This is a genomic window from Amycolatopsis sp. cmx-4-54, assembly GCF_046548895.1.
Taxonomy (GTDB): domain Bacteria; phylum Actinomycetota; class Actinomycetes; order Mycobacteriales; family Pseudonocardiaceae; genus Amycolatopsis.
This window is the reverse complement of the sequence record NZ_JAEBEJ010000005.1, coordinates 265,317-283,056: the sequence shown is the minus strand read 5'-3', so window position 1 is coordinate 283,056 and position 17,740 is coordinate 265,317. Positions and strand designations below refer to the sequence as shown.

Genomic DNA, 17,740 nt, shown 5'->3' with positions numbered 1-17,740 from the left:
CTAGCACTCATTCGGGTGGCGCCTACCACGATGCGGTCGGTCTTTCATTACGTATACCGACCTAAGTCGGGTCTTCGGCCGGATCAGACGTTCGTTGGTTCCTAGCGGGTGAATCGGGTGATTACTTTCCGTCCCAGTTCCACTTCACTCGGTTCTTCGTCAGATGACGCTCGAAAGGACTCCTGCACCGTGAGCCGTCTTCGTACGCTGGGCGCCGCCACCCTCGCCGCCGCAGCCCTCACCATGACCGCAGGCGCGGTCGCCTCCGCGGGCACCCCCACCGGTGTCCAGCCCAACATCGTGGGCGGTGGCACCGCCCCCACCGTGAGCTGGGGCGCCCAGGTCTACGTCAACACCCCGGGCCGTCAGTGGGACGGGTTCAACTGCTCCGGCAGCGTCATCGCCCAGCGCTGGGTCCTGACCGCCAAGCACTGCCTCGACTCCGACGGCAGCGGAATGCGGGTCCGCGTCGGTAGCAACGCGCTGCAGGGCGGCCGTGAGATCGCCGTCGACCGCAAGGTGTCCTCGCCGAACGGTGCCGACATCTCCCTGCTGCACCTGGCCTCGGACGCCGGTGTCACGCCGATCTCCCTGGCCAGCTCGAACCCGTCGGTCGGCAGCACCAACCAGCTCTACGGCTGGGGCCGCGAGACCCCGACGGGCCCGCCCGCCTCGGCGCTGAAGGTGGCCAACGTCCGCGTCACCGGCACCTCGCGCGACGCCTACGGCGGCCCGGCCATCCAGAGCGTCGGCATCAACGGTTCGGCGTGGAAGGGCGACTCGGGCGGCCCCCAGGTCTCCAACGGCGTCCAGGTCGGTGTCGCTTCGACCGTGCAGAACCAGAGCGGCTCGAACATCCGCGGCACCAACAACTACGGCAGCGTCGCTTCGGCCCGCTCCTGGATCCGCTCGACCACCGGGGTCTGATTCTCTCCCCCTCCGCAGCCCCCCGGCCGGGGCCCTTTCGAGACGCGACCCGTCTCGGAAGGGCCCCTTTCTCGTCGTCGTGTCGGTGGGGTGTGGGACGCTCGCGGGCATGCGGATCGCGACCTGGAACGTGAACTCGATCGGGCCCCGGCTGCCGAGGGTGCTGGACTGGCTCGGCACGGTACGGCCGGACGTGCTGTGCCTGCAGGAACTCAAGAGCGGCACCGACGCCTTTCCCTTCGACGCCGTGAAGGAACTGGGCTACGAAACGGCCGCGTACGGCATCGGGCGCTGGAACGGCGTCGCGATCGTGTCCCGCGTCGGCTTGGAAGACGTGACACGCGGCCTGACCGGCGAGCCCACCTTCGAGGACAAGACCGACGCGCGAGCGATCGGCGCCACCTGCGGCGGGCTGCGACTGTGGTCGGTGTACGTGCCGAACGGGCGTGACCTGGAGAACCCGCACTACGGCTACAAACTCGCCTGGCTTTCGGCGCTGGAGGCGACCGTGCGGGAGGAGCAGGCGCGCGGGCTGCCGTTCGCGGTGCTCGGCGACTTCAACATCGCGCCGACCGACGCGGACGTCTGGGACATCGGCGTGTTCGCCGAATCGACGCACGTGACCGAGCCGGAGCGGAAGGCGCTCGCCGCGCTGCGCGACCTCGGGCTGTCGGACGTCTTCCCGCGGCCGCTGAAGTACGACCACCCGTTCACGTACTGGGATTACCGGGCCGGGAACTTCCCGAACAACAAGGGAATGCGGATCGACCTCGTGTACGCCGACGCCGTCGTGGCCGGTGCGGTGACGGATTCCTATGTGGACCGTGAGGCGCGGAAGGGCAAGGGACCCTCGGACCACGCGCCGATCGTGGTGGATCTTTCGCTCTGAGCGGCCGGTCGGTCCAGGTGCCGTAAACGGGCTGTGACACTCCCGGAGCGCACCGGCCGTCCGCCCGCCGGTGCCGAAGGGCACATCTGCGGCGCGTTTGAGGCGCCGAAGCCCGGCCGACGTTGCGAAAGCCACTTTCGCAACGTTGAAGGTTGCGAAAGTGGCTTTCGCAACGCCCCCCGAGGCGCACCGCCCCACAAGCCTCACGATCGCTATGAAAGGTCCTTTCCTTGCAAATTTTGCAAGGAAAGGACCTTTCATAGCACGACGAAAGAGCGCGTCAGCCCTCCCAGGCCGCCTTGTGCAACTTCCGGAGCGCCCGCACCGCGGCCACCGCGCGTTCCCGGTCCACCGCCTGCACCGCCATGACCGAGTAGTACTCGTCATCCGGCAGCTCCAGCCGCGCCCACGAGGCCCCGTCCGGGAAACTCACCGAGAGCACCTCGCTCCACGCGAACTTCTTGGTCATCAGCACGTTCCGGACCTCGATGCCGTCGGCGTCGGCCTTCACGCGCGCGGTCGCGAACAGCATCGTGCCCGCGGCGAGCAGGACGCCGATGCCGATCATCGCCGCCTGGTCGGACGGCTGGAAGATCACGCCGGTGTCCGAACCGCGCAGCAGGACCGCGACGACCACGAACGTCGCCAGCATGATCACCGCCAGCACCGAGCACATCACCAGGGCACGGCGGGGCCGCACCACCACGACCTCGGACTCCGTCATCACATCCGCCTCGACGCTCACACGAAACCCCGCTCGGTCCACGGCTGGCGCAGGTTCCGCAGCGCGTGCGCGGCGTCCAGCGCGGCGACCGTCGCTTCGTAGCCTTTGTCCTCGACGGAGCCGGGCAGCCCCGACCGGTCGAGGGCCTGCTGCTCGGTGTCGCAGGTGAGGACGCCGTTGCCGACCGGGGTGCTCTCGTCGAGCGCGACCCTGGTCAGGCCCGCGGTGACCGCGTCGCAGACGTACTCGAAATGCGGCGTCCCGCCCCGGATGACCACACCCAGCGCGACGACCGCGTCGTGCGTGCGGGCCAGCGCTTGCGCGGCGACGGGCAGCTCGACGGCACCCGCGACGCGCACGACCGTCGGCTCCTCCTCCAGGTCGGCCGCCTTGGCCGCCTCGAGGGCGCGTTCCAGCAGCGCGCTCGTGATCTGCGTGTGCCAGCGCGTGGCCACGATCCCGAGCCGGATGTTCTTACAGTCGGACAGGTCGAGTTCGACGTCCGGACGGCCCTCGCCGCTCACCGCGTGCCACCTCCGTTGCCCTGGTCGACCTCGGCGCCGACCTGGTCGAAATGCTCCAGCTGGGACAGGTCGTGCCCCATCCGGTCCCGTTTGGTCTTGAGGTAGCGCAGGTTCTCCGGGTTCGGCGAGATCGGCAGCGACACCCGCCCGCTCACCCGCAGGCCGTAGCCCTCCAGCCCGACCCGCTTGGCCGGGTTGTTCGTCAGCAGCCGCATCGAGCGGACGCCGAGATCGCACAGGATCTGCGCGCCGGTGCCGTAGTCCCGCGCGTCGGCGGGGACGCCGAGCTGCAGGTTCGCGTCGACGGTGTCCGCGCCGGCGTCCTGCAGCTGGTAGGCCTGCAGTTTGTGCAGCAGCCCGATGCCGCGGCCCTCGTGGCCGCGGATGTAGAGCACGATCCCGCGCCCCTCCTTGGCGACCGCTTCCAGCGCGGCCTCCAGCTGCGGGCCGCAGTCGCAGCGCAGCGAGCCGAAGACGTCACCGGTCAGGCATTCGGAGTGCACGCGGACCAGGATGTCCTCGCCGTCGCCGATCTCGCCGTAGACGAACGCGATGTGCTCGATCCCGTCGAGCAGGCTGTCGTACCCGACCGCCCGGAACGTGCCCGCGGTCAGCGGGATACGCGCCTCGGCGACCCGCTCGACCTGCTTTTCGGTGCGCCGCCGGTACGCGATCAGGTCGGCGATGGTGATCATCTTGAGGTCGTGGTCCGCGGCGAAGACCTCGAGTTCGTCGCGGCGGGCCATGTCGCCCTCGTCCTTCTGCGAAACGATCTCGCAGAGCACGCCGGACGGCGAGAGCCCGGCGAGCCGGGCCAGGTCGACCGCGGCTTCGGTGTGCCCCGGGCGCCGCAGGACGCCGCCCTGCTTGGCGCGCAGCGGGACCACGTGGCCGGGCCGCCGGAAGTCCGACGCCTTGGACGCCGGGTCGGCGAGCAGCCGGACGGTGTGCGACCGGTCGGCCGCGGAGATACCGGTGGTGATGCCCTCGGCGGCGTCGACCGTGACGCTGTACGCGGTGCCGCGCTGGTCCTGGTTCGTGTGGTACATCGGCGGCAGGTCGAGCCTGTCCGCCTCGGCCTCGGTCAGTGCCACGCAGACGTACCCCGAGGTGTAGCGCACCATGAAGGCCATCAGTTCCGGCGTGGCCTTCTCCGCCGCGAAGATCAGGTCGCCCTCGTTCTCGCGGTCCTCGTCGTCCACCACGACGACCGGACGGCCCGCCTTGATGTCGGCGATGGCCGCCTCGATGGCATCGGCGTTCACGGCCACCCCGCCTCCACAGGGGGTCAGCTCCACCGACCCCGGAATCGCACTCGTCTCGCTCACGCCCGCTCCTCCGTACCGCCATTGTCCCCCTGCGCGCGCAGGTGCGGCATGGCCAGCTTCTCGACGTATTTGGCGACCACGTCGACCTCGAGGTTCACCAGGTCGCCCGGGGTGTTCCGGCCGAGGGTGGTGAGTTCGAGGGTGGTCGGGATCAGGGCGACGGAGAACTCCTCGTCGGTCACCGAAGCGACCGTGAGGGAGACGCCGTCGACCGCGATCGACCCCTTCTCGACCACGTACCGGGAAAGCTTCTTCGGCAGCGCGAACGTGGTGAGTCCCTGCTCGTCGCGTTTGAGGAAGACGCCGGTGCCGTCGACATGGCCCTGCATGATGTGCCCGCCGAGCCTGCCGCCCGCCGGCGTCGCGCGTTCGAGGTTGACCACGTCGCCGACGTGCACCTTCGCGAGGCTGGAACGTTGCAGGGTCTCGTGCACGACATCGACGGTAAACTCACCGCCCGCCACCGCGACCACGGTGAGGCACACGCCACTCACCGCGATGGAGTCGCCGTGCCCGGCGTCGCTGGTCACCAGCGGCCCTCGCACGGTCAGTCTCGCGGCGTTCGGGACCTGCTCGACCGCGGTGACCTCGCCGAGTTCCTCGACAATGCCGGTGAACACTCCTGCTGCCCTCCTCCTGGCTCGCACCGTCGCTGGAAACGGTGCTCCCCTCATCCAACACCCATCGGAACCGATTCCTTCTCCTGACCCGACGGCGGATCAAGAAGCGGGATCAGCCGCGGGCGCGGGCGGCCTGCTCGCGCAGCGCCGCGACGGCCTTACCAGGGTCTTCGGCGCCGTAGACGGCGGAACCGGCGACGAAGCAGTCCACACCGGCTTCGGCGGCCTGCTCGATGGTGTCGGCGTTGATCCCGCCGTCGATCTCGACGACGAGCTTGAGGTGGCCGGTGTCGACCAGGCGCCGCGCGGTGCGCACCTTGTCCAGGACGCCCTCGATGAACGACTGGCCGCCGAAACCGGGCTCGACCGACATCACCAGCAGCGTGTCGTAGTGCTTGAGGGTCTCGAGGTGGTCCTCGATCGGCGTGTTCGGCTTGATCGACAGCCCGGCCTTCGCCCCGGCGGCGCGCAGGTTCTTCGCCAGCGCGATCGGGTCGTGCGCGGCCTCGACGTGCACGGTGACGTTGTAGGCGCCCGCTTCGGCGTACCCGATGGCCCACTTGTCGGGGTTCTCGATCATCAGGTGGCAGTCGATCGGCACGTCGGTGGCCTTGAGCAGCGACTGCACCACGGGCAGGCCCAGGGTCAGGTTCGGCACGAAATGCGCGTCCATGACGTCGACGTGGACCCAGTCCGCGCGAACTGAAGTATCGCCCCCACCCTTCCCCTCCCCCGCGACGGCGCGGATCTCGTCGCCGAGCCGGGCGAAGTCCGCGGAGAGGATGCTGGGTGCGATCAAAGGTCGGTGAGCCACGCGCCCGAGTGTAAGAGGGCGCCGCTAACGCCCGCTAACCGGCTGTGACCGGCGGCCCGGTCTGGAGTATGACGCGAAATGGCACCGCAGTGGGAGGTGCGCGCACCCGCCGCCGAATAGCGTTCCGGTCATGGTCAACCCACTCAAACCCCTGGTCCGGATCGGCAGTTACCGCAGCCTGCCGTTCGGTTTCCTCGGCATGGCGATCACCGCGATCCCGTTCCCGATCGCGCTCCTCCCCGCCGTCCTCACCCCGGGCGACGTGCGGGCGAAGGCGGTCTACGGCGTGCTCGCCATGGGCGTACTGGTCGCGCTGGCCGGTTTGCCCGGGCCGATGCGGCGGGTCGGGATCTGGTTCTCCAACCAGATGCTGGGCACGCGGATCGCGCAGCCCGTGCCGAATACGAAGGTCGCCTGGCCGGAGCGCTGGCGTTCGGCGGCCTGGCTGCTCGTCCACACCGCGCTCGGCTGGGTGCTGTTCGGCCTCGGCTGCTTCCTGTTCCTGGGGTTCGTCCTGACCCTGGTGTGGGCGGGAGGTGGTGGCAGTCCCATCGCGATCTTCGGTGAACAGGTGACGATCGAACCCGGCGTCGCCGGAGCGTGGACGCTGCCGATCGGGCTCTTCACACTCGTGGTGATCGCGTACGTCCTCGCCGGTTTCACCAAACTGTTCCAGTACAGCGCGGTCGCGCTGCTGGGCCCGTCGGCCGCCGAACGCGTCACCGCCGCCGAAGTCCGGGCGAACCACTTCGAGCAGCGCAACCGGCTCGCCCGCGAACTGCACGACTCCATCGGCCACACGCTGACGACGTCGACCATCCAGGCGGCCGCGGCCGCCGAACTGGTCGATTCCGAACCGCAGCTGGTGCGCCGGGCGCTGGGCACCATCGAAGAGTCGTCCCGCGCGGCGCTCGAAGACCTCGACCACGTACTGGGCCTGCTGCGGGACGACCGGACCTCCCGTGAACCCGAACGACGGCTGATCGAGGCCGCCACGCTGGCCGAACGGGCTCGCGCGGGCGGCGCGGTGATCGACTACGAGCTGACCGGGCCCGCCGCGGAACTTCCCGCGACCCTTTCGCGGGAGGCGTACCGGATCGTCCAAGAAGGACTGACGAACGCGCTGCGGCACGCCCATCCCGGCCCGGTGAGCGTGCGGGTCGCGGTGCTCGCCGACGCGTTGCGGATCGAGATCGTGAACCCGCTCGTGGAGCACGCCATCGCTTCCGGCCGCGGCGGCAACGGGCTGCCGGGGCTCACGGAGCGGGTCGAAGCGCTGCGCGGCGAACTCGTCGCGGGGCCCGCCGTGGACGGGGAACCGCTGTGGCGGCTGGTCACCACGATCCCGCTACGGTCGCGTTCATGACACTGCGGGTCCTGCTCGTCGACGACGAACCCTTGCTGCGCGCCGGTTTGCGCTCACTGCTGGACAACCAGCCCGATCTGACCGTGGTCGGGGAGGCCGGTGACGGCGGCGAAGTGGTCGATCTGGTGCGGCGGGCACATCCCGACGTGGTCCTGATGGACGTGCGCATGCCAGGGGTCGACGGAATCGAGGCGACCCGGCGGGTACTGGCCGAGATCCCGGAACCGCCCAAGGTCCTCGTGATCACGACGTTCGACAACGACGATTACGTCTACGACGCGCTGCTGGCCGGGGCGAGCGGGTTCCTGCTGAAGCGGGCGCGCAAGGAGGAGTTCGCGCACGCCATCCGGACCATCGCCGCCGGGGAGACCCTGCTGTTCCCCGACGCGATCCGCCGGATGGTCACCGCGCGCCCGGCGCCGTCCGGCCTCGCTCCCCGGCCGTCCTCGCTGACGAAACGGGAGACCGAGGTGCTGCGGCTCATCGCCACCGGTAAGTCCAATGTGGACATAGCGGGCGAGCTGGTGATCAGCCTCGAAACCGTCAAGACCCATGTGGGCAACATCTTCGGGAAACTGGGGGCGGCCAACCGGAGCCAGGCGGTGGTGTTCGCCTACGAGACCGGCATCGTCGCACCGGGGCACAGCCTGCGCTGACCTCTCGACGCGCGGCCCCACGCCCGGCCGTGTTGCGAAAGCCACTTTCGCAACGGTGAAGGTTGCGAAAGTGGCTTTCGCAACACGCGCCACGCGACGGGCACCCGAGAGTGGGGTAAACCTCAGTATGACGCGGGGGCGCACCCCATGGCCACCGCACTCACGGGTCCCTAGCGTGGCATCCATGCGAAAATCCTTGCCAGGCAAGAAGATCATCGCCGTCGGTTCGCTGGTCGCGCTGCTCGCCGCGACGACCGCCACCCCGGCGCTCGCCGTGGGCAAACCCCACGACGAGGTCGACAAAGCGCTGAAGACGCTGGTACAGGACGGTGTCCCCGGCGCGCAGGCGACGGTGACGAACCCGTCCGGGCGGACGTGGTCGGAGCGCGAAGGCGTCGGGAACATCGAGACCGGGACGCCGTTCCCGCACGGCTCGAAGTTCCGGGCGGCCAGTATCACCAAGACGTTCGTCGCCGTCGTGGTACTGCAGCTGGTCGCCGAAGGAAAGGTCCGGCTGGACACGCCGATCGAGCGGTATCTGCCCGGGCTCGTCAAGGGGAACGGCAACGACGGCACGAAGATCACCGTGCGGCAGCTGCTCCAGCACACCAGCGGGATCTACAACTACCTCCTCGACCTCGATCTCGAGGAGTGGCGCCACCGCGGCGCCGAGCCCGAGGAGCTGGTGGCGATCGGCCTCGCGCATCCGCCGCTGTTCGCGCCCGGCACGAACTGGTCGTACTCCAATACGAACTACATCATCGCCGGAATGCTGATCGAGAAGCTCACCGGTCGTTCCGTCGCCACCGAAATCCGGAGCCGGATCGCCGAGCCGCTCGGCCTGCGCGGCACGTACCTGCCCTCGCGCGGCGACGAGGGCCTGCCGTATCCGCACGCCAGGGGTTACGGCCCGGGTCCCGCAGGCAAGACCGACTACACCGAATTCGATCCGTCCGCGGCCGGTGCCTCCGGCGGGCTCATCTCGACCGGCGCGGACCTGAACCGGTTCTACGGCGCGCTCGTCGACGGCCGCCTCTTGCCGCGCGTGCAAATGGCGGAAATGCAACGGACCGTTCCGGCACGCATCGGGCTTCCGGGCGCGGAGTACGGGCTCGGCATCGCGTCCGTCCCGCTGTCGTGCGGTGGCAGGTTCTGGGGGCACGGCGGGAACATCGTCGGCTACGCGAACCTGTCCGGTGCCGTCCCGCACGGCAGGCGGGTGAACGTCGTGGTGAACCTGAATCCCGCGCCGCCCAAGGTTTCGGACGACCTCGCCAAGGCGCTGGACACCGGGTTCTGCGCCCGCTAAACCGACGGCAGCAGGTCCAGCACGGAGGTCCACGAGGCCGCCGGGCTGAGCCTCGCGGTGGTGACCCCGGCCGAGGCGAGCGTGTCGAGATGGCGCTGCCACGCCGGATGGTGGATCCGCGTGTCCTGGATCTGGTAGCCCAGCACGATCGTGATCCCCGGCGTGCCGAGGACGTCACCGAGCAGGGTCAGCGCCTGGTTGTCGGCGATGCCCAGCGCCAGTTTCGCCACCGAGTTCGCGGACGCGGGCGCGAAGAGGAACACCTCGGGATCCGGATGCGGCCGGGGTTCGCCCGGCAGCCTGGAGGTGCTACGGACCGGCAGCTCGGTGCATTTCTCCAGGTCACCGAGCCCACCGGTCTCCTCGATCCAGCGGGCCGCGGTGGGGGTCAGCGTGATCGCGAGCTCCCAGCCGCGGTCCGCGGCCGGTTTCGCGAGCTGCGCGGCGAACCGGGTGTCCAGTCCGCCGCACGAGCTCGCGACCAGGCCGAGGACCCTGCTCACCCGGCGGAGTCCGGCTTCCGAAGAACGGCGCAGAACATCGCGTCCGTGCCGTGGCGGTGCGGCCACAACTGGACGTACGGGCCGTCGCCGAGCTGCGGGACATCCGGGAAGAACTCCCGCGCGTCGACGATCTGGGCACCGGCGCGGCGTGCGGTCTCCCCCACGACGCCTTCGGTCTCGGCCAGATGCGGCGAGCAGACGACGTAGGTGACGACGCCACCGGGCCGGACCAGGTCCAGCGCCGCGGTGATCAGCTGGCCCTGCAGTTTCGTCAGGTCCGAGATGTCGCTGGGCTGACGGCGCCAGCGCGCCTCGGGGCGGCGCCGCAGCGAGCCGAGACCACTGCACGGTGCGTCGACGAGGACGCGGTCGTAGCCCGGTTCGAGGCCGGTCTCGCGGCCGTCGGCGACGTGGACCGTCACCGGCAAGCCCTGGACGGCGTTCTCGATCAGCTTCGCGCGGTGCGGCGCCTTCTCGACGGCGTCGACGGTCGCGCCGCTGATCGCCGCCAGCGCGCCGAGCAGCGCGGCCTTGCCACCCGGGCCGGCGCACAGGTCCAGCCAGCGCTCGTCGGAGCCGGTGAGCGGGACCTTCGTGACGGCGACGGCGCACAGCTGGCTGCCCTCGTCCTGCACCGCGGCCAGCTTTTCCTTGATCGGCTCGATGTCGCCGGGGTCGCCGGAGCCGGCGGGCATCCGGACGCCGTAGGGCGAGTACGGCGCGACGTCGCCGCCGGTGATCGCGGCCAGTTCGTCGGCGCTGATCTCACCTGGCCGGGCGACTAGATGGACGTCGGGGCGGTCGTCGTCGGCCTCCAGGGCCGCCTTCAGTTCGGGCCCCTTGTCCCCCAAGGCTTCCGCGAACGACCGCGCGACCCAGCGCGGATGTGCTGTCCGCAGGGCGTAGGCCCCGATCGGGTCGGCGGCCTCGTCGGGCGCCAGTTCGTTCAGCCAGCTCTCTTCGTCCTTTTCGGACACCGAACGCAGCACGGCGTTCACGAAACCCGCGATCCAGGAGCCGACTTCGGCGCGGACGAGGTCCACAGTGGACCCGACGGCGGCGTGCTGGGGGATGCGGGTGCGCAGCAGCTGGTACGCGCCGAGCCGCAGCCCGTCCAGCACGATGGCGTCCACCTTGGCCAGCGGCCGGTCGAGGCAGGCCTCGATGACCGCGTCCAGCATGCCGACCGCGCGGCAGGTGCCGTAGGTCAGTTCGGTGGCCAGCGCCGCGTCGCGGCCGGAGATCCGGCGGTTGCGCAGCAGCTGCGGCAGCACCAAGTTCGCGTACGCGTCATCCTCGCGCACCGCGCGCAGGACGTCGAAGGCGACCTGACGAGCCGGATCGATTTGCGGCGGGCGGCTCGGCCCCTCTTTACGCTGGCCCGGACGGCCGCGATCCGGCCTCGACGGCCGGCGTTCCCTACGCTCGTTCACTGCAGGCGCTCTCCTTGTTCGATCCTCGTACCGCGCGCCCAGTCGGTGGCCGCCATCCGCTTCTTCCCCTGCGCCTGCACCTCGCCCAGCCGCACCGGCTTCGACGCCGTGCCGACCAGGACCCGCTTGCGCTCCACGACCAGTTCGCCGGGCGGGGGCCCCGGCTCGTCGACGACCGTCACCGGGCCGAGCTTCAGCCGCTCGCCGCGGAACTCCGCCCACGCGCCCGGTTCCGGCGTGACCGCGCGGATCTGCCGGTCGACGGCCGTGGCCGGGTCGGCGAACGAGACCCGTGCGTCCTCGACGGTCACCTTGGGCGCGTAGGTCACTCCGTCACCGGTCTGTTCCACCGCACGCAGTGTTCCGTCGGCGATTCCGTCCATCGTGGACACGAGCAGCTTCGCCCCGGACTCCGCCAGCCTGGCTAAGGTCTCACCCGCGGTGTCGGTGTCACCGATCTGCTCGGTGACCACGCCGAAGACCGGCCCCGCGTCGAGTTCCTTGACGATGCGGAAGGTCGAGGCGCCGGTGATCTCGTCCCCGGCGCGGATCGCGGCCTGGACCGGCGCGGCGCCACGCCACGCGGGCAGCAGCGAGAAGTGCAGGTTGACCCAGCCGTGCACCGGGATGTCCAGCGCGGCCTGGGGCAGCAACGCCCCGTACGCGACCACCGGGCACGCGTCGGGCGCGATCTCCGCGAGCCGGGCGAGGAACGCCGGATCGCTCGCCTTCGGCGGGGTCAGCACCTCGATCCCGTGCTCGTCGGCCAGCGCGCCGATCGGGGACCGGACGAGGCGGCGGCCACGGCCCGCCTGCGCGTCCGGGCGGGTCACGACGGCGACGACCTCGTGCTGCTCGGACGCGAGGAGGGCGCGCAGCGACGGGACGGCGGGTTCGGGGGTGCCGGCGAAGACGAGGCGCATCAACGCACCTCCGCCGGGCGGACGGGTACCTCTGACTGGGCGAACATCGCCGCTCAGTCTAGAAGGGCCCCGCCGCCCCGGCGCGCTCGCTCTCCCCGTGCGCTCCGGGGGCTGCGATGAAGGGGCCTTTCATCGCAAATTTTGCGATGAAAGGCCCCTTCATTGCACGTGGGCGAAGACCTACCGGGGCGGCCAGGGCAGCACGACGGCCGCCGAGCCGCCACCCCGGCGCGTGGGTTCGGCCGCGGCGAGCCACCGGCCGTCCCGCAGCCGTTCGACGCCGGTCGCCGCCCCGATCTCCGCGGGCGTCGTCGAGAAGCCCTGCTGCTTGGCCTTCAGCGCGGCGAGCACCTTGGTCTGATCGAGGAACGCCTGCTCGACCTGCGCGGCCGCCGAGTTCCGCTGCGAAGCGCGCGGTTCGGCGATCGCGTCGACGAGCTTCAGCCCGCGATCGATCCGGCCGGTGATGATCTGCAGCACCGTGGTGATGATCGACGCGCCACCGGGCGAGCCGACGGCCAGGAACGGCTTGCCGTGGTCGAGCACGATGGTCGGCGCCATCGACGAACGCGGCCGCTTGGCCGGGCCCGGCAGGTTCGGGTCGGGCACGCCCGGCGTCACCGGGGTGAAGGAGAAGTCGGTCAGTTCGTTGTTGAGCAGGAACCCGCGGCCCGGCACGACGATGCCGCTGCCGCCCTCCTGCTCGATGGTCAGCGTGTACGCGACGACGTTGCCCCACCGGTCGGCGACCGTGAGGTGCGTGGTGTTCTCACCTTCGTACGGCGTCGGCGCGGGGTTCGTCCCCGCCACGCACGGCGTGGGCTTGCGCGGGTCGGCCGGCGCGACCGGGCTCGTTCCGGCCTTCGCGGGGTCGATCAGGCACGCGCGGCTGTCGGCGAACTTCTGGCTGATCAGTTCCTTCGCCGGGACGTCGACGAAGGCCGGGTCGCCGATCCACCGGTTGCGGTCGGCGAAGGCGTACCGCGTCGACTCCAGGAAGTAGTGCAGGTAGTCGGCCTTCTCCAGCTTGGAGAGCTTCGTGTTCTCGAGGATGTTCAGCGCCTCGCCGACGGTCAGCCCGCCGGACGACGGCGCGGGCATGCCGTAGACCTCGAAGCCGCGGTAGTGGGTCTTGGTCGGCTTCCGCTCGACGACGCGGTACTTCGCGAGGTCGGCCGCCGTCATGTCACCGGGCCGGACGTTGAGCGTCGACGCGGGGTCCACCGGCGGTTTCCGGACGGTGTCGACGACGTCCGCGCCGATCGGGCCGCGGTAGAGCACGTCGGTGCCCTTCGCGGCGAGCTGCGCGTACGTGCCCGCGAGGTCCGGGTTCTTGAACGTCGTGCCGACCGCGGGCGGCGCGCCGCCGGGCAGGTACAGCGACCTGGTCGAGGGGAACGCCGAGAAGCGGGCGGCGTTGTTCGCGATCTGGGTGGCGAAGGTCTGGTCGACGGTGAAGCCCTTGCGGGCGAGCTCTTCGGCGGGCTTGACCGCCTTCGCCAGCGACCTGGTCCCCCACTTGCGCAGGGCTTCGTCCCAGGTGGCGGGTGTGCCTGGCACGCCGACGCTCAACCCGCTGGTCACCGCTTCGGGGAACGGGATCGCCTTGCCGTTCTCGACGAGGAGGTTCTCGTTCGCCGTCGACGGCGCGGTCTCGCGGCCGTCGAGGGTGTGCACCTTGCCGGTGCGCGCGTCGTAGTAGACGAAGAAGCCGCCACCGCCGAAGCCGGCGGAGAACGGGTCGGTGACGCCCAGCGCGGCGGCCGTCGCGACGGCGGCGTCGACGGCGTTGCCGCCCTCACGCAGGATCTTCGTGCCGATCGCGGTCGCGTCCGCGTCGATACTCGACACCGCGCCCAGATAGCCGACGGCGGTCGGCGACTTGGGTGTCGGTGGTGCCGCGGCCGCGGTTCCCGGTGCGGCTGTGCCGACCAGTGCGGCGATCGCGGTGACTGCGGTGATGCGTCCCAGAGTGCTTCTGTGCGCGGCCATGGCGCGAGTCTGCCCCGCCTGTCCACCCCGGACAAGACCCGGCCAGACCTGCGAACGTCGGTAGTGCGGTCTGGCCTCGATGAGCAGAATGCGGCTCATGAAGACACCCGGCAGGCGGTGGAGCGCGCTCCTCTCGCTGCTCATCGTCCTCCCCATGGCCCTACCTGTCCTTGCTGTCCCCGGCGTCGCACAAGCCGAAGGCGCCCGCTCCTGCTTCGACGAGTCCGCGGCGGTCACCGTCGAAGAAAAACGGCTCACCGCGACGCTGCCTTCCGGTGGCCCGGCGGTCGGCCCGGAGCTGGTCCGGCTCGCCGGGTTCGACAAGCTCGTCTCCGACTTCACCACCCGCCTTTGCGCGACGAAGACCGCTTTGCGCGCCGGGAAGGTCGCCGAGACCGCCGGTGAGGGGCTCTGGCGGACCGCGGTCGACCGCGCGCAGGGCCGCCGTCCGGATCTCGGCAGCATCGACAAGGCCGACGACCGCCCGCTCTACTGGGCGCGCCTGCGGATGAGCAAGGCGCTGCGGCAGTGGACGCCACGCTTCCCGTTGTCCGTGACCGCCCGCGCGGAGCTGCTGAAGACGTTCGACTTCGGCGCGCGCGGACTCGACGACTCCCGTTTCTCCTCCGGCCCGAAGCTGCGGCGCGTGCTGGTGAGCGGTTTCGACCCGTTCACCCTCAACGGTGCGGGCGTCCGCATCGCGAACCCGTCGGGCGCGGCCGCGCTGCACCTCGACGGCAAGGTGATCCAGACCCCGACCGGACCCGCGCAGGTGCAGGCCGTCTCGTTCCCGGTGGTGTGGAGCTACTTCGACGCCGGCATCGTCGAGGCCGCCTACGGCCGGGCGTTCAGGGATCGCTTCCGCCGCCCGGAGCTGATCATGACGATCAGTCAGGGCCGCCCCGGCCGGTTCGACATCGAACGCTGGGCCGGCGCCTGGCGCGGTGGTTCGCCGGACAACCTCGACGAGCCCGTCCGCGGCCCGGTCCCGCCGGCCGACGACTGGCCGCAGCCGGACGTCCAGTTCATCGAAACCACGCTGCCGTACGAAAAAATGCTCGCCGCACCCGCCGAGGCGTACCAGGTGCTGTACAACCAGGCGTTCTGTGTCTGGCCGGACAGCGGCAACCCAGGGACGGGAACGGCGGTCTGCCGGACGGACGCGCCGAAGCCCGGCGAGATCGCCGCTTCCGGTGGCGGCGGCAACTATTTGAGCAATGAGTCGATGTTCAGGAGCAACCGGTTGCGGACAGGGCTCGGCCTGGCCGGGATCGCGGGCGGGCATCTGCACACGCCCGTCCTCGGCACGCCCGCCGATCCTTCCGCGCTGACGGACGCCGACTTCGAAGCGCGGCGGGCTGCGATCTCCTCGCAGATCGTCACCCTGCTCACCGCCGCTCTCGGCGGCACGGCCACCAAACCCGCTTCACCCGCTCCGGGCTCTTCGGCCCGCGCCGACGTCCTCGCGACCCCCGGCACGACCCTCTGACCCCATGCATTTCGTCCTCTGAATGCGGTCCTTGCACACGCAACTACCGCATTCGGAGGACGAAATGCGGGGGTTAGATGAGCTCCAGAGGGTCCAGCTGGATCCGGATGGGTTCGGAAGCCTTGCGCGCGTCCCGGCGCGCGGCCGCGGCGTGGACGGCGGCGGCGAGCGCCTTTCCGTCCGGCCGCGCGACGCGCACCAGGGCCCGCTCACGTTCGGCGTTGCCGTCCTCGTCGACCTCTCCGAGCGGCACCGGGCCCAGCACCTCGCCGGTCTCGGGGAGGGCGAGGTCGTCGAGCAGTCCGGCGACCGCGTCCGGCGTGCCCTCGATACTCGCCATCCGCATCGCGGGCGGGAACCCGAGTTCGCGCCGCTCGGCCAGTTCCAGGCTCGCGTGCCAGCCCGGATCCCAGCGCACCAGCGCCTGCACGACCGAAAGACCCGCTTCCGCGCCGACGAACACGCGACCGCCCTCGGTCCCCGGCCGCACCAGGGCCGCGGCCGCCATCCAGCGGCGCAGGGTCTCCTCCCCCGCGCGCAGGTCCTGCCGTCCGAGCAGTGCCCAGCCGTCGAGCAGCAACGCCGCGCCGTAGCCGCCTTCCGCGACCGGCTCGGCTCCCGGCGTGCACACCACCAACGCCGGTTTTCCGGGTACCGAAGCCAAAACCTCCGACGCGCCCGAGGTCCGCACGGGGAATCCGGAGAACGCGCGGCCCAGTTCCTCCGCGGTGCGCTTGGAGCCGACGATGACCGCCCGCAGCCGCACCGAACCGCAAGCGGCGCAATGGAAGTTCGTCTCGGGGACGCCGCACCACCGGCAGGCGGGCGGCCTCGGCGAGCCGTCGATCAGCCCGCCGGGCAAGGACAACGGGCCGGCGCACCGGCGGCAGTGCGCCGACGTCCGGCAGTTGCCGCAAGCGAGCCCCGGGACGTAGCCGCGACGCGGAACCTGGACCAGCACGGGGAATCCACCGGCCAGCGACTGTCGCGCCGCCTCGAAGGCGACCGACGGGAGCCGCGCGGCCTTGGCAGCCTCGTCCCGGGCGACGTCGAAGTCCTCACCGACCGGCGTGACCCGCGGCGCGGCCGCCCGCAGTTCGGGACGGGCCGCCACGAGGGGCTGCGCCCAGCCCGATTCCACCAGGTACTGCGCCTCGGCGGTCCGCGCGAACCCGGCGACGAGCATGGACCCCTTCGCGGCGTGCGCGCGGTCCATCAGCACGTCGCGCACATGGGGGTACGGCGCGTGCTGGTCGAGGTGGACGTCGTCGCCGTCGTCCCACACCACGAACAGGCCCGGATCGGCGACCGGCGCGAACATCGCCGCGCGCGTGCCGACGACGACCCGCACCGCTCCGCGCAGCACCGCGAGCCAGCGGCGATAGCGCTCGGCCGGCCCCAGCCCGGCGATCAGCGCGACCACGGAATCGGCGCCCAGCAAGGAAACACACGCGTCGTGCAGCCGCGTCAGGTCGCGATGGTCGGGGACGACCATCACGACACCCCGGCCCGCGGCGGCCGCGACGGCGGCGGCTTCGGCGAGACGGCGAGGCCAGTCCTCGCCCGGTAGCGCCTGCCAGACGGCGTTGGCGGGACGCCGTTCCGCGACGGCCTCCAGGAAAGCGGGGCCGCTTTGGTACTTCTCCCAGGCGGTGGTTTCGGGTGACTCCGGGGTCGGCGCGGGTTCGGCGGGAGGTTCGGCCTCGACCTTCGCGTGCCTGGACGGGATCGCGAGCCGCAGGACGTCGCTGAGCGTGCCGCCGTACCGGTCCGCGACGGACCGGCAGAGCGTGTGCAACGCAGGAGGCAGCACTGGTTCGCTGGAGGTCACCCGGTCGATGTACGCGAGCTTCCCGGTGAACTCGGTGGTGTCGGCACGTTCGACGAGGTACCCGTCGACGAGCTGGCCCGCGAACCGGACGCGCACCCGGCAGCCGGGCACGGCGGCTTCGTGCAGCTTCTCCGGGATCCGGTAGTCGAAGGTCCGGTCGAGGTGCGTGAGCGGGATGTCCACGACGATCCGCGCGACCGGCTTCTCGGGCGCGGGGTTCTGCGCGCCACGCCGGCTGGCCGTCTTCGCGCGCGCCGGCTTGGCCTTCCGCGCCGGCTCGGCTTTCGGCTCCGGAAGGTCCCACAGCGGGGTCGGTTCGGGACTGCTGCTCACCCGGTGATCTCTACCAGACTCCGTCGTCACCGGCCGTACCGCGTGGCCGGGGTGACCGAATCCGGAACTCGCGTGCTTG

At 70.8% G+C, this 17,740-nt stretch carries 16 protein-coding genes; 6 read left to right on the top strand and 10 right to left on the bottom strand.

What is annotated here, in order from left to right; genetic code table 11:
- Positions 1–189: 189 nt before the first annotated feature.
- Positions 190–927, top strand: coding sequence for a S1 family peptidase (locus ACLJQ7_RS18580; RefSeq protein ID WP_410649444.1), 738 nt, complete (start codon positions 190–192; stop codon positions 925–927).
- A gap of 109 nt (positions 928–1,036) precedes the next feature.
- Positions 1,037–1,816, top strand: a complete 780-nt coding sequence (locus ACLJQ7_RS18575; RefSeq protein WP_410649443.1) for an exodeoxyribonuclease III — start codon at positions 1,037–1,039, stop codon at positions 1,814–1,816.
- Positions 1,817–2,096: 280 nt separating this feature from the next.
- Here the strand turns inward: ACLJQ7_RS18575 and ACLJQ7_RS18570 are convergent, their stop codons facing one another.
- The 5 genes from ACLJQ7_RS18570 to rpe form a co-directional block, all read right to left on the bottom strand.
- Positions 2,097–2,540, bottom strand: coding sequence for a PH domain-containing protein (locus ACLJQ7_RS18570; RefSeq protein WP_126731744.1), 444 nt, complete (start codon positions 2,538–2,540; stop codon positions 2,097–2,099).
- Between the two features lie 17 nt (positions 2,541–2,557).
- Positions 2,558–3,064 (bottom strand): 6,7-dimethyl-8-ribityllumazine synthase, encoded by a 507-nt coding sequence (gene ribH, locus ACLJQ7_RS18565; protein WP_410649442.1) that lies wholly within the window; start codon positions 3,062–3,064, stop codon positions 2,558–2,560.
- Positions 3,061–4,335: a bifunctional 3,4-dihydroxy-2-butanone-4-phosphate synthase/GTP cyclohydrolase II gene (locus ACLJQ7_RS18560; RefSeq protein WP_410649807.1), complete on the bottom strand. Its 1,275-nt coding sequence runs from the start codon at positions 4,333–4,335 to the stop codon at positions 3,061–3,063. The genes ribH and ACLJQ7_RS18560 overlap by 4 nt, the downstream gene beginning before the upstream one ends.
- Before the next feature lie 53 nt (positions 4,336–4,388).
- Positions 4,389–5,012, bottom strand: a complete 624-nt coding sequence (locus tag ACLJQ7_RS18555; protein WP_007029651.1) for a riboflavin synthase — start codon at positions 5,010–5,012, stop codon at positions 4,389–4,391.
- Positions 5,013–5,124: 112 nt separating this feature from the next.
- Entirely contained in the window at positions 5,125–5,811 is a 687-nt protein-coding gene (gene rpe / locus ACLJQ7_RS18550) for a ribulose-phosphate 3-epimerase (protein WP_410649806.1), read from the bottom strand.
- Positions 5,812–5,956: 145 nt separating this feature from the next.
- Between rpe and ACLJQ7_RS18545 the strand changes: the two genes are divergently transcribed.
- The 3 genes from ACLJQ7_RS18545 (at position 5,957) to ACLJQ7_RS18535 (ending at position 9,157) form a co-directional block, all read left to right on the top strand.
- Positions 5,957–7,192: a sensor histidine kinase gene (locus ACLJQ7_RS18545; RefSeq protein ID WP_410649441.1), complete on the top strand. Its 1,236-nt coding sequence runs from the start codon at positions 5,957–5,959 to the stop codon at positions 7,190–7,192.
- Positions 7,189–7,848, top strand: coding sequence for a response regulator (locus tag ACLJQ7_RS18540; protein WP_410649440.1), 660 nt, complete (start codon positions 7,189–7,191; stop codon positions 7,846–7,848). Before ACLJQ7_RS18545 ends, ACLJQ7_RS18540 begins: the two co-directional genes overlap by 4 nt.
- Before the next feature lie 184 nt (positions 7,849–8,032).
- Entirely contained in the window at positions 8,033–9,157 is a 1,125-nt protein-coding gene (locus ACLJQ7_RS18535; protein ID WP_410649439.1) for a serine hydrolase domain-containing protein, read from the top strand.
- Here the strand turns inward: ACLJQ7_RS18535 and ACLJQ7_RS18530 are convergent.
- The 4 genes from ACLJQ7_RS18530 to ggt all read right to left on the bottom strand — a co-directional run bounded on the left by ACLJQ7_RS18530 (position 9,154) and on the right by ggt (position 14,008).
- On the bottom strand, positions 9,154–9,660 hold the full coding sequence (locus ACLJQ7_RS18530; RefSeq protein ID WP_410649438.1) for a flavoprotein: 507 nt from the start codon (positions 9,658–9,660) through the stop codon (positions 9,154–9,156). The two genes, ACLJQ7_RS18535 and ACLJQ7_RS18530, sit on opposite strands and share 4 nt — an antisense overlap.
- Positions 9,657–11,093, bottom strand: coding sequence for an RsmB/NOP family class I SAM-dependent RNA methyltransferase (locus ACLJQ7_RS18525; protein ID WP_410649437.1), 1,437 nt, complete (start codon positions 11,091–11,093; stop codon positions 9,657–9,659). The genes ACLJQ7_RS18530 and ACLJQ7_RS18525 overlap by 4 nt, the downstream gene beginning before the upstream one ends.
- Positions 11,090–12,016 (bottom strand): methionyl-tRNA formyltransferase, encoded by a 927-nt coding sequence (gene fmt / locus ACLJQ7_RS18520; protein ID WP_410649436.1) that lies wholly within the window; start codon positions 12,014–12,016, stop codon positions 11,090–11,092. The genes ACLJQ7_RS18525 and fmt overlap by 4 nt, the downstream gene beginning before the upstream one ends.
- Positions 12,017–12,196: 180 nt before the next feature.
- Entirely contained in the window at positions 12,197–14,008 is a 1,812-nt protein-coding gene (gene ggt, locus ACLJQ7_RS18515; protein ID WP_410649805.1) for a gamma-glutamyltransferase, read from the bottom strand.
- Positions 14,009–14,105: 97 nt separating this feature from the next.
- On the opposite strand from ggt, the gene ACLJQ7_RS18510 reads away from it, so the two are divergent.
- A complete protein-coding gene (locus ACLJQ7_RS18510; RefSeq protein ID WP_410649435.1) occupies positions 14,106–15,497 on the top strand; it encodes a hypothetical protein in 1,392 nt (463 codons plus the stop codon).
- 73 nt (positions 15,498–15,570) lie between these two features.
- On the opposite strand, the gene ACLJQ7_RS18505 is transcribed toward ACLJQ7_RS18510, so the two are convergent.
- Positions 15,571–17,661 (bottom strand): primosomal protein N', encoded by a 2,091-nt coding sequence (locus tag ACLJQ7_RS18505; RefSeq protein WP_410649434.1) that lies wholly within the window; start codon positions 17,659–17,661, stop codon positions 15,571–15,573.
- Positions 17,662–17,740: the final 79 nt, after the last annotated feature.